Raw genomic sequence first — 12,240 nt, forward strand, 5'->3', positions numbered from 1 at the left:
CTCACCAAACCTCGGCCCAGACCTCGCCACCGACGCCCGCAGCGCGAGCCTCGTGACCGGTCATGACGCCGCTCGACGTGGAAACGATCATGGTGCCCAGGCCGCCCAGCGACTTCGGGACCTCGCCCGAGCCGACGTAGTAGCGCTGGCCGGGGCGGGACACGCGGCGGAGGCCGGTGATGGCCGAGCTGCGGTCCTTGGTGTACTTCAGCGTGATGTGGAGCACCTCGCCCGGCGTGTCCTTCGCCGGCTCGACGGTCACGTCGGAGATGTAGCCCTGCTCCTTGAGGATGCGGGCGATCTCGCGCTTCGCGTTCGAGGCCGGGACGTCGACCGTCCGGTGAGCGGCGGTGATCGCGTTGCGGATCCGGGTCAGGAGGTCCGCGATCGGGTCAGTCGTCGCCATGGGTTACCAGCTGCTCTTCGTCATGCCGGGGATGTAGCCCTTGTGCGCCAGCTCGCGCAGGCAGATGCGGCACACGCCGAACTTGCGGTAGACCGCGCGCGACCGGCCGCAGCTGCGGCAGCGCGTGTACTCGCGGGTCTGGTACTTCGAGGGGCGCGCCTGGCGGACGCGCTGAGAGGTCTTCGCCATGGGTCAGCTCCCCTGGGTGGTCGTGGACAGCTCGCGCGGCGGCGGAGCGCCCTCGGGACGCTTCCCCTCGCGCGAGAACGGGAACCCGAAGGCGTCGAGCAGCGCGAACGCCTCGCCGTCGGTCTTCGCGCTCGTCGTGATGTTGATGTCGAGCCCGCGGATCTGGTCGATCGCGTCGTAGTCGATCTCCGCGAAGATGATCTGCTCGCGGACGCCGATCGAGTAGTTGCCGCGGCCGTCGAAGCTCGTCGTCTTCAGGCCCCGGAAGTCCCGGACGCGCGGCAGCGCGATCGAGAGCAGACGGTCGAGGAACTCGTACATGCGCTCGCCGCGCAGCGTCACCGCCGCGCCGACCGGCATGCCCTCGCGCAGCTTGAAGCCGGCGATCGACTTGCGGGCCCGGCGCACGCTCGGCTGCTGGCCCGCGATCGCGGTCAGCTGCTCGACGGCGGCGGCGAAGGTCTTGTTGTCCTGCTTCGCCTCGCCGAGGCCCATGTTGAGGGTGATCTTCTCGAGCCGCGGGACTTGCATGATCGACGTGTAGTCGCCCTGCTCGAAGAGCTGGGGGCGGATCTGCTCGAGGTACTGCGTCTTCAGTCGCGCGGTCGTGGTCGCACTCATCGCAACTACCTCAGTCGATCGGCTGGCCGGAGCGGCGCGCGACGCGAGTCGCGCGGCCGTCCTCGCCGCGGGTCACGCCCACGCGGGTGGGCTTGTTGGTCTTCGGGTCTACGAGCATGACGTTGGAGACGTGGATCGGCCCCTCCTTGGCGATCACGCCGCCCTGGGCAGCGGGGCTGCCGGGCGTCGCCATGGGGTTGGGCCGCTGGTGGCGCTTGACCAGGTTCACGCCCTCGACGACCACGCGCTCCTTGGCGGGGTCGACCTGCAGGACGGTGCCGGTCTTGCCGCGGTCCTTGCCGCTGATCACGACGACCGTGTCGTCGCGACGGATACGAAGGCCCATGCTAGAGCACCTCCGGCGCCAGCGACACGATCTTCATGAAGGACCGCTCGCGCAGCTCGCGCGCGACCGGCCCGAAGATGCGGGTGCCACGGGGGTTGTTGTTGGCGTCGATGATGACGGCCGCGTTCTCGTCGAACGCGATGTAGGTGCCGTCCTCGCGGCCGAACTCCTTGCGGGTTCGAACCACGACGGCCTTCACGACCTCGCCCTTCTTGACGGAGCCGTTCGGCGTCGCCGACTTGACGGTCGCGGTGATCGTGTCGCCGACCCGCGCGTAGCGACGGCGGGAGCCGCCGTGCACGCGGATGGTGAGGATCTCGCGGGCGCCGGTGTTGTCGGCGACCTTCAGGCGGGACTCGTTCTGGATCACTTGGCACGCTCCACGATCTCGGCGAGCGCCCAGCGCTTGGTCTTCGACATCGGCCGCGAGGAACGCACGCGGACCGTGTCGCCGACGCCGGCCTCGTTGTTCTCGTCGTGCGCCTGCAGCTTCGACGAGGAACGGACGATCTTGTGGTACTTCGGGTGACGCTTCTGGGCGTCGATCCGCACGATGATCGTCTTGTCGCCGGTGGCGGAGCTGACGACGCCCTGGCGGATCTGGACCCGCCCGGGCTCGCGCTCGACGGCCGGGGTGCCCGTGCGCGGGTGCGCCGGGTCGGCCTTCTTGCGCTCGCGCTCCTGGAGCCGACGGCGACGCCGCGCGACGGCCTTGGCCTTGCGGGCCTCGGCGCGCTCGCGAGCCCGCTCCTCGGGGGAGCGCGGCGGCTTGGCGACGTTGCCCGACCGCTGGCGGTACCACTGGCGGCGCTGCGACGGCGAGAGGTCGGCGGGCGGGCCCTCGACCTTCGGCTCGGCGGCGGCCTGCTCCTCGGCAGGGGGCTCCGGGGTCGCCTCGGCGGCGGCCTCGGTGGTCTCCTCGGTCGCCTCGGCGGCCTCGGTGGCGGCCTCGTCGACGGCCGCTTCGGTGTTCTCGGTGTTCTCGTCGGCCATCAGCGGATCCCGTCCACGTCGATGCCCCGCTGACGCGCGATGGTGAGCGCGCGAGCGAGGTCGCGGCGCGCGGTGCGCAGCGTGGAAGTGTTCTCGAGCTCTCCGGTCGCCTGCTGGAAGCGCAGACCGAAGATCTCCTTGCGTGCGGTGGCGATCTGCTCGGCGATCTTCTCGTCGTCGAGGTCGCGCAGCTCCTGGGGACGCATCACTCGTCCTCCGCGGTCACGAACTTGGTCTTCACGGGCAGCTTGTGCCCGGCCAGCCGGATCGCCTCGCGAGCGAGGGGCTCCGGCACGCCGGCCAGCTCGAACATCACGCGGCCCGGCTTGACGACGGCGACCCAGCCCTCGGGCGAGCCCTTGCCCGAGCCCATGCGGGTCTCGGCCGGCTTCTTGGTCACGGACTTGTCCGGGAAGACGTTGATCCAGACCTTGCCGCCACGCTTGATCTTGCGGGTCATCGCGATACGCGCGGCCTCGATCTGACGGTTGGTGATCCAACCGGCCTCGAGGGTCTTGATCCCGTACTCACCGAACTGCACGCGGTTCTGACCCCGCGACAGGCCGCGCTTGCGGCCACGGTGCACCTTGCGGTGCTTGACGCGCTTCGGAGCGAGCATCAGCGACCTCCCTGGGGTCCACGGCCACGGCCACCGCCGGGCCCGCCCGGACGACCGCCGCCGCCGGGCCCACGGCCCGGGCCGCGCCCGCCACGGTCACCGCCGCGATCGCCGCGGAAGCCGCCGCGATCGCCGCCACGGTCGTCCCGCCGGCCACGCCGACGGTCGCGATCCTGGGTGCTCGGGCCGTCGACGTCGGTCAGATCCGATCCGCCGTAGCCCTCGGGCATGATCTCGCCCTTGTTGACCCAGACCTTGACGCCGATCCGGCCGAACGTCGTACGGGCCTCGTAGAAGCCGTAGTCGATGTCGGCGCGCATCGTGTGCAGCGGCACGCGACCGTCCTGGTAGGACTCGGTGCGCGACATCTCGGCACCGCCGAGGCGGCCGCCGACCTGGATCTTGCAGCCCTTGGCGCCCGAGCGCATGGCGCTCGTGAGGGCGCGCTTCATCGCGCGCCGGAAGGCGACGCGGTTCTGCAGCTGCTCGGCCACGGACTGGGCCACGAGCTTCGCGTCCAGCTCCGGACGGCGAACCTCGAGGATGTTGACCTTGACCTGCTTCTTGGTGATGCGGTGCAGGTCCTTGCGCAGGGCGTCGACCTCGACGCCGGACTTGCCGATCACCACGCCGGGGCGAGCGGTCCGGATGGACACCTCGACCTCGTTCTTGTTCTTCCGGATCGTGATGTCCGAGAGACCGGCGTGGGCGAGCCGCCCCTGGATGTGATCGCGAATCTGGCGATCCTCATCGAGGAAGTCGGCGGTGTTCTGCGCGCTGAACCAGTGGCTCTTCCAGTCGTGGATGTAGCCCACGCGCATCGACTCGGGATGGACCTTCTGTCCCATGTCAGACCTCGTCCTTCGGCGTGAGCTGGATGGTCAGGTGACTGGTGCGCTTGTTGATCCGGTACGCGCGGCCCTGGGCCCGCGGCTGGAAGCGCTTGAGCGTCGGGCCGTCGTCGGCGACCACGGTCTTGATCCGCAGGTCGTCCCCGATCAGCTCGTGGTTGTTCTCCGCGTTGGCGACGGCGGACTCGAGCACCTTGCTCCAGTCCTGCGCGGCGGAGCGCGTGCTGTGGGCCAGGATCGCGCGAGCCTGCTCGACGTCCTTGTCGCGGATCAGGTCCGCGATCAGGCGCGCCTTGCGGGGCGTCGTGCGCACGTACTTGGCGACGGCACGGACGACCGGGGCCTCACCGGCCGGCTGGGCGCGGCGAGCGCGGCGGGCGTCGGCCCGGGCGCCGCCACGAACCTGCTGCACCGGTGCGGCGTGGCTGTGGTCGTGATCGTGGTCGTGGTCATGATCGTGGTCGTGCGCCGCGGGGGCCTCGTCGGCCTCCTCGCTCGCCTCGTCCTCGACGACCTCGTCCTGGACGTCCGCAGCCTCCTCGGCCGCCGAATCCTCGGCGGTCGCGGCAGCCTCCTCGACCTTCGGCTCCTCGGCGACCGCTTCGGGCTCCGGGGTCACCTCGGCCTGCGGCTCGTCGGTGGTGTCGTTGTTGGGGGTCTCGTCAGCCATGGATCAGCGCCTCTTGGCGGTGTCCCCGTGACCGCGGTAGGTCCGGGTGGGCGCGAACTCGCCCAGCTTGTGGCCGACCATCGACTCCGACACGAACACCGGGACGTGCTTGCGCCCGTCGTGCACGGCGATCGTGTGCCCGACCATCTCCGGGAAGATCGTCGAGGCGCGCGACCAGGTCTTGATCAGCTTCTTCTCGTTGGCGGCGTTCATGGACTCGATGCGCGACATCAGTCGCTCCTCGATCCACGGCCCCTTCTTGCTCGAACGGCTCATCGGGGCTACTTCCTCTTGCCCTTGCCGCGACGGCGACCGCGCACGATGTAGCGGTCGGACGGCTTGTTCTTCTTACGGGTGCGGTACCCCAGCGTGGGAACGCCCCACGGGGTGACCGGGTGACGACCGGGCGTGGTGGAACCCTCGCCGCCGCCGTGCGGGTGATCGACCGGGTTCATCGCCGTGCCGCGCGTCTGCGGGCGGATGCCCATGTGACGCTTGCGGCCGGCGTTGCCGATCTTCACGTTCTGGTGGTCGGCGTTGCCGACGCTGCCGACGGTCGCGCGGCAGTCCTCGCGGACCAGGCGCATCTCGCCGGACGGCAGGCGCAGGGTCGCCATGCCCTGGTCCTTCGCCATCAGCTGGATCGACGACCCCGCCGAACGACCGAGCTGGCCGCCCTTGCCGGGCTGCAGCTCGACGTTGTGGACGACGGTGCCGGCCGGGATGTCCTTCAGCTGGAGCGCGTTGCCGACCTTGATGTCGGCCTCGGCCCCGCTCTGGACGCTGGTCCCGACCTGCAGGTTGCGCGGCGCCAGGATGTAGCGCTTCTCGCCGTCGGCGTAGTGCAGCAGCGCGATGTACGCGGTCCGGTTCGGGTCGTACTCGATCGCGGCGACCTTGGCGGGCACGCCGTCCTTGTCGCGCTTGAAGTCGATCCGGCGGTAGAGGCGCTTGGCCCCGCCGCCCCGGTGACGCGCCGTCTTGCGGCCGTTGTTGTTGCGGCCACCGCTCTTCGTCAGACCCTCGACGAGCGAGCGCTCCGGCTCGGTCTTCGTGATCTCGGCGAAGTCCGCGTAGGTCGCGAACCGCTGGGCGGGAGTGGTGGGCTTCGGCTTGCGGATACCCATGACTACTCCTCGGAGCCGGCCGGGTTGAGATCGAGCGACTGGAAGATCGGGATCTCCTGGCCCTCGGCGACCTGGACGATGGCCTTCTTCCAGGAGCGCGTGCGCCCGCTGGTCGTGCCCCGCCGCTTCGGCTTGCTCTTGACGCTGGCCGTCTTCACGTCGACGACGTCGACGTCGAACAGCGCCTCGACGGCCTGCCGGATCTGGGTCTTGTGAGCGTCCGGATGGACGCGGAACGTGTACTTGCCGACCGTCGCGAGGACGTAGCTCTTCTCGCTGACGACCGGGCGGATGATGACCTGGGTCGCATCCATGATCAGGAGACCTCCTCCGCCGCGGCGGCCTTGCCGGCGGCGCGGTTGGTGAGCTCGTCGATCGCCACCTGCGAGAGCAGCAGGCGCCCGGCGCCGACCAGGTCGGCGACGCCGACGGCCTCGGCCGGGAGGACCGACACCTTCGGCAGGTTGCGGAACGACAGGGCGACCCGCGCCTCGGACTCGGCGAGGACGACCAGGATCGAGCCGGAGCCGTCCCAGCCCTTCAGGAGCGAGCCGGCGGCCTTGGTCGACGGGTCGGCGAAGCCGCCGATGTCGAAGGCCGCGACCGAGCCGCGGAGGCCGTGCAGGGAGAGCGCGCTGCGGAGGGCGGCCCGCTTCTCCTTGCGGTTGACCTTGAAGGTGTAGCTGCGAGGCGAGGGGCCGAAGATCGTGCCACCGCCGGTCCAGATCGGCGACCGGGTCGAGCCGGCGCGGGCGCGACCGGTGCCCTTCTGGCGCCACGGCTTCGCCGAGCCGCCGGAGACCTGGCCACGGGTCTTCGTCTTCGCGGTGCCCTGCCGGCGAGCGTTCAGCTCGTGGCGGACGTTCTGGTGGACGAGCGGGCCGTTGAACTCGGCGCCGAAGACGGCGTCATCGAGCTGGACGGTCCCGCCGCCGAGGATCGGTGCCTCAGGCATCGGTACGCACCTCCACGAGGCCGTTGCGCGGGCCCGGGACCGAGCCGCGCAGGATCAGCAGGTTCTCGTCGGCGTCGACGCGCACGACCTCGAGGCCGGGCTGCGTGACGCGCCCGCCGCCCATGCGGCCGGGGCCGCGGATGCCCTTGAAGACGCGCGCCGGGTAGGCGGCGGCGCCGATCGAGCCCGGGGCGCGGGTGTTGTGGGAGCCGTGGGTCACCGGACCGCGACCGAAGCCGTGGCGCTTGACGGTGCCCTGGAAGCCCTTGCCCTTCGAGGTGCCCGAGACCTTGACCTTCTGGCCGGCCTCGAACGCGTCGACGGTCACCGTCTGGCCGACCTCGACGTCGAGGCCCGCGTCGCGGAACTCGACCAGGTGGCGGTGGGGACCGACGCCGGCCTTCTTCAGGTGGCCCAGCTCGGGCTTCGAGACGTGCTTCTCCTTCGACGCGCCGAAGGCCAGCTGGACGGCGTCGTAGCCGTCGCGGTCCGCGGTGCGCTTGCCGGTGACGGGGCAGGGCCCGGCCTCCAGCACGGTGACGCGCTCGACGCGGCCGTCCTCGAGGAACAGCTGGGTCATGCCGAGCTTCTTGGCGAGGATCGCAGCCATCGGTCAGCCCGCCAGACGGATCTCGATGTCGACGCCCGCCGGCAGGTGGTCGAGCCGCTGGAGCGAGTCGACGGTCTTGGGCGTCGGCTGATGGATGTCGATCAGCCGCTTGTGGGTGCGGATCTCGAAGTGCTCGCGCGAGTCCTTGTCCTTGAACGGGGACCGGATCACGCAGTAGACGTTCTTCTCCGTCGGCAGCGGCACGGGACCGGAGACGGTCGCACCGGTGCGCTGCGCCGTCTCGACGATCTCCTTCGCCGCCGACTCGATGGCCGACGTGTCGTAGGCCTTGAGCCGGATGCGGATCTTGTTTTGTGTGGCTGCGGCCATCGGGGGCTCTCTACTTACCGTTCCGTCTGCTGTCTGGAAGAAGCTCTGTGCTGGGGTGCTGCGGGAGTCGTGCCCTCCCGCTCGCCGGTCGGCGCGTGAGGCGCGCTGCGAAACCGGCCCAGCGAGCGACCCCCGGGGGGCTCGCGCGGGATCACCGCGGGCTCCGGGGGCCGGGGCGGGTGGCGACCCCGCCCGCCGTCACCGCGCTCGTCGGCCGTGACGGCGCGAGCGGGTTCCGGTGGGCGAGCGGGGCGCCTGTTCCACGGGTGCTGCTACTCGATGATCTCCGAGACGACGCCGGAGCCGACCGTGCGGCCGCCCTCGCGGATGGCGAAGCGCAGGCCCTGGTCCATGGCGATCGGCTGGATCAGCTCGATCTCCATCTGGACGTTGTCGCCCGGCATGACCATCTCGGTGCCCTCGGGCAGGTTCGCCACGCCGGTCACGTCCGTCGTACGGAAGTAGAACTGCGGGCGGTAGCCGGAGAAGAACGGCGTGTGACGGCCGCCCTCCTCCTTCTTGAGGACGTAGACCTCGGCCTTGAACTTGGTGTGCGGGGTGATCGAGCCGGGCTTGCAGAGCACCTGGCCGCGCTCGATCTCCTCGCGCTTCGTGCCACGGAGGAGGGCGCCGATGTTGTCGCCGGCCTCACCGCGGTCGAGCAGCTTGCGGAACATCTCGACGCCGGTCACGACCGTCTTCGAGGGCTCCTTGATGCCGACGATCTCGACCTCGTCGCCGACGTTGATGACGCCCTGCTCGACGCGGCCGGTCGCGACGGTGCCGCGGCCGGTGATCGAGAAGACGTCCTCGACCGGCATCAGGAACGGCTTGTCCAGCGCGCGGACGGGCTCCGGGATGTAGGTGTCGAGCTGCTCGGCCAGGTCGAGGATCTTCTGCTCGTACTCGGCGTCGCCCTCGAGCGCCTTCAGCGCCGAACCGACGACGAACGGGATGTCGTCGCCCGGGAAGTCGTACTCGCTGAGCAGGTCGCGGACCTCGACCTCGACGAGCTCGAGGAGCTCCTCGTCGTCGACCATGTCGGCCTTGTTCAGGAAGACCACGATGTACGGCACGCCGACCTGCTTGGCCAGCAGGATGTGCTCGCGGGTCTGCGGCATCGGGCCGTCGGCGGCGGACACGACCAGGATCGCGCCGTCCATCTGGGCGGCACCGGTGATCATGTTCTTGACGTAGTCGGCGTGCCCGGGGCAGTCGACGTGCGCGTAGTGCCGGTTGGCGGTCTCGTACTCGACGTGCGACGTCGAGATCGTGATCCCGCGCTCCTTCTCCTCGGGCGCGTTGTCGATCTCCGCGAACGAGCGGGCCTCGCCGCCGCCGGCCTTCGCCAGCACGGTCGTGATCGCCGCCGTCAGCGTCGTCTTGCCATGGTCGATGTGACCGATGGTGCCCACGTTGACGTGGGGCTTGCCGCGCTCGAACTTCTCCTTGGCCACTGCTCGCTCCTGAGTCTCTTCTGCGTGTGAAAGGTCGGTGCTGGGTGTTCAGCTCCGGAAATGGGCGAACCTGCGAAAGGTAGCCCAGTCCGGGAGCTTCGTGCGTTCCGGCTAGGCCGTCGCTCCGGTCCGGCTGGCGACGATCTCCTCGGCGACGTTGCCGGGGACCTCGTCGTAGCGCTCGAACTGCATCGTGTAGGTGGCACGGCCCTGCGTGGCGGACCGCAGGTCGGTCGAGTAGCCGAACATCTCGCTCAGCGGGACGAAGGCGTTGACGACCTGGGCGTTGCCGCGGGCCTCCATGCCCTCGATCCGGCCCCGGCGGCGGTTGAGGTCGCCCATGACGTCGCCCATGAACTCCTCGGGCGTGACGACCTCGACCTTGAAGATCGGCTCCAGCAGCACCGGCTTGGCGCGCTTGGCCGCCGCGGAGAACGCCATGTTGGCGGCGATCTTGAACGCGACCTCCGAGGAGTCGACCTCGTGGTACTTGCCGTCGACGACGGTGACCTTGACGTCGACCATCGGGTAGCCGGCCTTCGGGCCCGAGTCCATGCCCTCCTTCAGGCCCTGCTCGACCGCGCGGTGGTAGTCGACCGGGATCGCGCCGCCCTTGATCTGGTTGGCGAAGACGAAGCCCTCGCCCGGCGCCGGCTCCATGTCGATGTAGACGACGCCGAACTGGCCCGAGCCGCCGGTCTGGCGGACGAACTTGCCCTCGACCTTCTCGACCTTCGAGCGGACCGTCTCGCGGTAGGAGACCTGCGGCGTGCCGACGTTGGCCTCGACGTTGAACTCCCGCTTCATGCGGTCCACGAGGATCTCCAGGTGGAGCTCGCCCATGCCGGAGATCTCGGTCTGGCCGGTCTCCTCGTTGGTCTCGACCTGGAAGGTCGGATCCTCCTCGGCCAGGCGCTGGAGGGCGACGCCCATCTTCTCCTGGTCGGCCTTGGTCTTCGGCTCGACGGCGACCTTGATCACCGGCTCCGGGAAGTCCATCGCCTCGAGCACGATCGGGCTGCTCGGGTCGCAGAGCGTGTCGCCGGTGTAGACCTGCTTGATGCCGACGGCGGCGGCGATGTCGCCGGAGTAGACGCGATCGACGTCCTCGCGGTCGTTGGCATGCATCATCAGGATGCGGCCGATCCGCTCGCTCTTGCCGGTGTTCGTGTTGAGCACCTTCGAGCCCGCCTCGAGCGTGCCCGAGTAGACCCGGAAGAAGGTCAGCTTGCCGACGTAGGGGTCGGTCGCGATCTTGAAGGCGAGCGAGGCGAACGGCGCCTCGTCGTCCGACGGACGCTCCTCCTCGCGCTCCTCGCCGTCCTTGGCCGTGACGGTGCCGCGGATCGCGGGCACGTCGAGCGGCGACGGCAGGTAGTCGACGACGGCGTCGAGCAGCGGCTGCACGCCCTTGTTCTTGAACGACGAGCCGCAGAGGACCGGGTTGATCGAGAGATCGAGCGTGGCGGCGCGGATCGCGCTCTTCAGCCGCTCGACCGGGATCTCGGCCTCCTCGAGGACGAGCTCCATGAGCTCCTCGTCGTGGTCGGCGACGGCGTCGAGCAGCTTCTCGCGCGCGGCGGCCGCGGCGTCGGCGTACTCGGCCGGGATCTCGACCTCGTCGATCTCCTTGCCGATGTCGTCCTTGTAGATCTCGGCCTTCATCTCGACCAGGTCGATGATCCCGACGAACTCGGCCTCGGCCCCGATCGGCAGCTGGATCGGCACGGCGTTGGCGCCGAGCCGGTCGATCATCGTCTCGACCGAGCGCTCGAAGTTGGCGCCGATCCGGTCCATCTTGTTGACGTACGCGATCCGGGGGACCTTGTAGTCGTTGGCCTGGCGCCAGACGGTCTCGGACTGCGGCTCGACGCCGGCGACCGAGTCGAAGACGGCGACCGAGCCGTCGAGCACGCGCAGCGAGCGCTGGACCTCGACGGTGAAGTCGACGTGGCCCGGCGTGTCGATGATGTTGATGCGGTGCTTCTGCCACTCGGCGGTGGTGGCCGCCGACGTGATCGTGATGCCGCGCTCCTGCTCCTGCTCCATCCAGTCCATCGTGGCGGCGCCGTCGTGGACCTCACCGATCTTGTACGTGCGACCGGTGTAGAAGAGGATGCGCTCCGTCGTCGTCGTCTTGCCGGCGTCGACATGCGCCATGATGCCGATATTCCGGGTCTTCTCGAGGGAGTACTTGCGGGGCATGAAGATCTTCCGAGATAGGCAGACGACTTGGGAAGGCAAGGAACGGACCCCATGGATGCGGACAGCGCAACGGGACCGGAGTCCCGAGCTTGTCCACCCCAGGGGTGCGACGAAGCGCGAGAAGCTTCCCGCCGGGAGGCGCGCATGAGCGGCAGCACCGGACGGGCAGCGGCGGGGGACTATAGCAGAGGTTCCGCCGCCGATCGGTCCCGGTCCAACGACCCGCGATCGCCGGTGGCCACTGGCCGTTCGCCGCTCTGGTGGACCGGCGCGGCGCTGGTCGCCGTCGGGGTCGTCGCGCTGCTCGCCGCGACCGTGCTGCCGGTGATCGAGTATGCGGTGTCGGCCGGGGCCGCGGTCGGCTTCGACACCCAGGTGTCGGGCTGGGAGCGGAGCGGTCCGCTGCTGCCGCTGGTGGCGATCGCGGCGCTGGTGCTGCTGGGCGCGGCGATGCGCGGCGACGCCCGTCCGGCGGGCGCGATCGCGGCGCTCGGCGCGGCGCTGGCCGTGGTGGTGGCGCTGCGCGACGGGTCGCGGCTGGACGAGACGATCTCGGCCGGGCGCGACTTCCTGGACGCGGTCTCCGGCGCCGGGCCCGGCTGGTACGCGGAGACCGGCGGGGCGGTGGCGCTGCTGGCCGGCGGGGCGGCGCTGACCGCGGTCGCGCTGGGGTCGCGGATCGGCGGCGGTGCCGGGTCGGTCGACGGTCGGCCGGAGGGCGGCGGGCCGGGCGACGGCGGCGCGGGCCCCGGTGGCCGAGGGCGGGGACGGCGAGCGGCGGTCGGCGGCGAGGCCGGCGGCGAACGGTCCGGGGGCCCGCGCGAGCGCGCACGGGAGCGGGCGGCGCGTCGCGGGCGCGCC

The 12,240-nt window shown here is 70.3% G+C and carries 18 protein-coding genes and 1 pseudogene; 1 reads left to right on the forward strand and 18 read right to left on the reverse strand.

What is annotated here, in order from left to right:
- Position 1: 1 nt before the first annotated feature.
- The 18 genes from rpsH to fusA all read right to left on the reverse strand — a co-directional run bounded on the left by rpsH (position 2) and on the right by fusA (position 11,379).
- Positions 2–406: a 30S ribosomal protein S8 gene (gene rpsH / locus SH587_RS20470; RefSeq protein ID WP_320672514.1), complete on the reverse strand. Its 405-nt coding sequence runs from the start codon at positions 404–406 to the stop codon at positions 2–4.
- Between the two features lie 3 nt (positions 407–409).
- Positions 410–595, reverse strand: coding sequence for a type Z 30S ribosomal protein S14 (locus SH587_RS20475; RefSeq protein WP_320672515.1), 186 nt, complete (start codon positions 593–595; stop codon positions 410–412).
- A gap of 3 nt (positions 596–598) precedes the next feature.
- Positions 599–1,216 carry a 50S ribosomal protein L5 gene (gene rplE / locus SH587_RS20480; protein WP_320672516.1) on the reverse strand — a complete coding sequence of 206 codons (618 nt, stop codon included), beginning with the start codon at positions 1,214–1,216 and terminating at the stop codon, positions 599–601.
- Between the two features lie 10 nt (positions 1,217–1,226).
- Positions 1,227–1,562, reverse strand: a complete 336-nt coding sequence (gene rplX, locus SH587_RS20485; protein WP_320672517.1) for a 50S ribosomal protein L24 — start codon at positions 1,560–1,562, stop codon at positions 1,227–1,229.
- Between the two features lies 1 nt (position 1,563).
- The gene (rplN, locus tag SH587_RS20490; protein ID WP_319955053.1) at positions 1,564–1,932 is read right to left on the reverse strand and encodes a 50S ribosomal protein L14; all 369 of its coding nucleotides are present in this window, start codon (positions 1,930–1,932) and stop codon (positions 1,564–1,566) included.
- Positions 1,929–2,162 (reverse strand): 30S ribosomal protein S17, encoded by a 234-nt coding sequence (rpsQ, locus tag SH587_RS20495; RefSeq protein ID WP_320672527.1) that lies wholly within the window; start codon positions 2,160–2,162, stop codon positions 1,929–1,931. The genes rplN and rpsQ overlap by 4 nt, the downstream gene beginning before the upstream one ends.
- 392 nt (positions 2,163–2,554) lie before the next feature.
- Positions 2,555–2,761, reverse strand: coding sequence for a 50S ribosomal protein L29 (gene rpmC, locus SH587_RS20500; RefSeq protein ID WP_320672518.1), 207 nt, complete (start codon positions 2,759–2,761; stop codon positions 2,555–2,557).
- Positions 2,761–3,174, reverse strand: a complete 414-nt coding sequence (gene rplP / locus SH587_RS20505) for a 50S ribosomal protein L16 (protein WP_007577056.1) — start codon at positions 3,172–3,174, stop codon at positions 2,761–2,763. Before rplP ends, rpmC begins: the two co-directional genes overlap by 1 nt.
- Positions 3,174–4,022, reverse strand: a complete 849-nt coding sequence (gene rpsC / locus SH587_RS20510) for a 30S ribosomal protein S3 (RefSeq protein WP_375341792.1) — start codon at positions 4,020–4,022, stop codon at positions 3,174–3,176. The genes rplP and rpsC overlap by 1 nt, the downstream gene beginning before the upstream one ends.
- 1 nt (position 4,023) lies before the next feature.
- Positions 4,024–4,695, reverse strand: coding sequence for a 50S ribosomal protein L22 (gene rplV / locus SH587_RS24685; protein WP_375341793.1), 672 nt, complete (start codon positions 4,693–4,695; stop codon positions 4,024–4,026).
- Positions 4,696–4,698: 3 nt separating this feature from the next.
- Positions 4,699–4,971 carry a 30S ribosomal protein S19 gene (gene rpsS / locus SH587_RS20520; RefSeq protein ID WP_320672519.1) on the reverse strand — a complete coding sequence of 91 codons (273 nt, stop codon included), beginning with the start codon at positions 4,969–4,971 and terminating at the stop codon, positions 4,699–4,701.
- A 5-nt stretch (positions 4,972–4,976) separates the two neighbouring features.
- Positions 4,977–5,822, reverse strand: a complete 846-nt coding sequence (gene rplB / locus SH587_RS20525) for a 50S ribosomal protein L2 (RefSeq protein WP_320672520.1) — start codon at positions 5,820–5,822, stop codon at positions 4,977–4,979.
- Positions 5,823–5,824: 2 nt separating this feature from the next.
- Entirely contained in the window at positions 5,825–6,136 is a 312-nt protein-coding gene (gene rplW / locus SH587_RS20530; protein ID WP_320672521.1) for a 50S ribosomal protein L23, read from the reverse strand.
- A 2-nt stretch (positions 6,137–6,138) separates the two neighbouring features.
- Positions 6,139–6,777: a 50S ribosomal protein L4 gene (rplD, locus tag SH587_RS20535; RefSeq protein ID WP_320672522.1), complete on the reverse strand. Its 639-nt coding sequence runs from the start codon at positions 6,775–6,777 to the stop codon at positions 6,139–6,141.
- Entirely contained in the window at positions 6,770–7,387 is a 618-nt protein-coding gene (rplC, locus tag SH587_RS20540) for a 50S ribosomal protein L3 (protein ID WP_320672523.1), read from the reverse strand. The genes rplD and rplC overlap by 8 nt, the downstream gene beginning before the upstream one ends.
- A 3-nt stretch (positions 7,388–7,390) precedes the next feature.
- On the reverse strand, positions 7,391–7,717 hold the full coding sequence (gene rpsJ, locus SH587_RS20545) for a 30S ribosomal protein S10 (protein ID WP_007577043.1): 327 nt from the start codon (positions 7,715–7,717) through the stop codon (positions 7,391–7,393).
- A 272-nt stretch (positions 7,718–7,989) separates the two neighbouring features.
- Entirely contained in the window at positions 7,990–9,174 is a 1,185-nt protein-coding gene (tuf, locus tag SH587_RS20550; protein ID WP_320672524.1) for an elongation factor Tu, read from the reverse strand.
- A gap of 111 nt (positions 9,175–9,285) precedes the next feature.
- Complete coding sequence (gene fusA / locus SH587_RS20555; protein ID WP_320672525.1) at positions 9,286–11,379, reverse strand: elongation factor G; 2,094 nt, start codon at positions 11,377–11,379, stop codon at positions 9,286–9,288.
- A gap of 234 nt (positions 11,380–11,613) precedes the next feature.
- On the opposite strand from fusA, the pseudogene SH587_RS20560 reads away from it, so the two are divergent.
- A pseudogene (locus SH587_RS20560) lies at positions 11,614–12,240 on the forward strand (hypothetical protein); the annotation flags it as partial.

It is taken from the genome of Patulibacter defluvii, from assembly GCF_034096925.1.
In the GTDB taxonomy this organism is placed as follows: domain Bacteria; phylum Actinomycetota; class Thermoleophilia; order Solirubrobacterales; family Solirubrobacteraceae; genus Patulibacter; species Patulibacter defluvii.

What these genes read in the sequence shown, in the direction of transcription:
- rplD (WP_320672522.1), bottom strand. Translation starts at nt 6,777, where the DNA reads ATGCCTGAGGCACCGATCCTCGGCGGCGGGACCGTCCAGCTCGATGAC.
- rpsS (WP_320672519.1), bottom strand. Translation starts at nt 4,971, where the DNA reads ATGAGCCGTTCGAGCAAGAAGGGGCCGTGGATCGAGGAGCGACTGATG.
- SH587_RS20475 (WP_320672515.1), bottom strand. Translation starts at nt 595, where the DNA reads ATGGCGAAGACCTCTCAGCGCGTCCGCCAGGCGCGCCCCTCGAAGTAC.
- rplE (WP_320672516.1), bottom strand. Translation starts at nt 1,216, where the DNA reads ATGAGTGCGACCACGACCGCGCGACTGAAGACGCAGTACCTCGAGCAG.
- rplX (WP_320672517.1), bottom strand. Translation starts at nt 1,562, where the DNA reads ATGGGCCTTCGTATCCGTCGCGACGACACGGTCGTCGTGATCAGCGGC.
- rpsJ (WP_007577043.1), bottom strand. Translation starts at nt 7,717, where the DNA reads ATGGCCGCAGCCACACAAAACAAGATCCGCATCCGGCTCAAGGCCTAC.
- rplB (WP_320672520.1), bottom strand. Translation starts at nt 5,822, where the DNA reads ATGGGTATCCGCAAGCCGAAGCCCACCACTCCCGCCCAGCGGTTCGCG.
- fusA (WP_320672525.1), bottom strand. Translation starts at nt 11,379, where the DNA reads ATGCCCCGCAAGTACTCCCTCGAGAAGACCCGGAATATCGGCATCATG.
- rpsH (WP_320672514.1), bottom strand. Translation starts at nt 406, where the DNA reads ATGGCGACGACTGACCCGATCGCGGACCTCCTGACCCGGATCCGCAAC.
- rplC (WP_320672523.1), bottom strand. Translation starts at nt 7,387, where the DNA reads ATGGCTGCGATCCTCGCCAAGAAGCTCGGCATGACCCAGCTGTTCCTC.
- rplV (WP_375341793.1), bottom strand. Translation starts at nt 4,695, where the DNA reads ATGGCTGACGAGACCCCCAACAACGACACCACCGACGAGCCGCAGGCC.
- rpmC (WP_320672518.1), bottom strand. Translation starts at nt 2,761, where the DNA reads ATGCGTCCCCAGGAGCTGCGCGACCTCGACGACGAGAAGATCGCCGAG.
- rpsC (WP_375341792.1), bottom strand. Translation starts at nt 4,022, where the DNA reads ATGGGACAGAAGGTCCATCCCGAGTCGATGCGCGTGGGCTACATCCAC.
- rplW (WP_320672521.1), bottom strand. Translation starts at nt 6,136, where the DNA reads ATGGATGCGACCCAGGTCATCATCCGCCCGGTCGTCAGCGAGAAGAGC.
- rplP (WP_007577056.1), bottom strand. Translation starts at nt 3,174, where the DNA reads ATGCTCGCTCCGAAGCGCGTCAAGCACCGCAAGGTGCACCGTGGCCGC.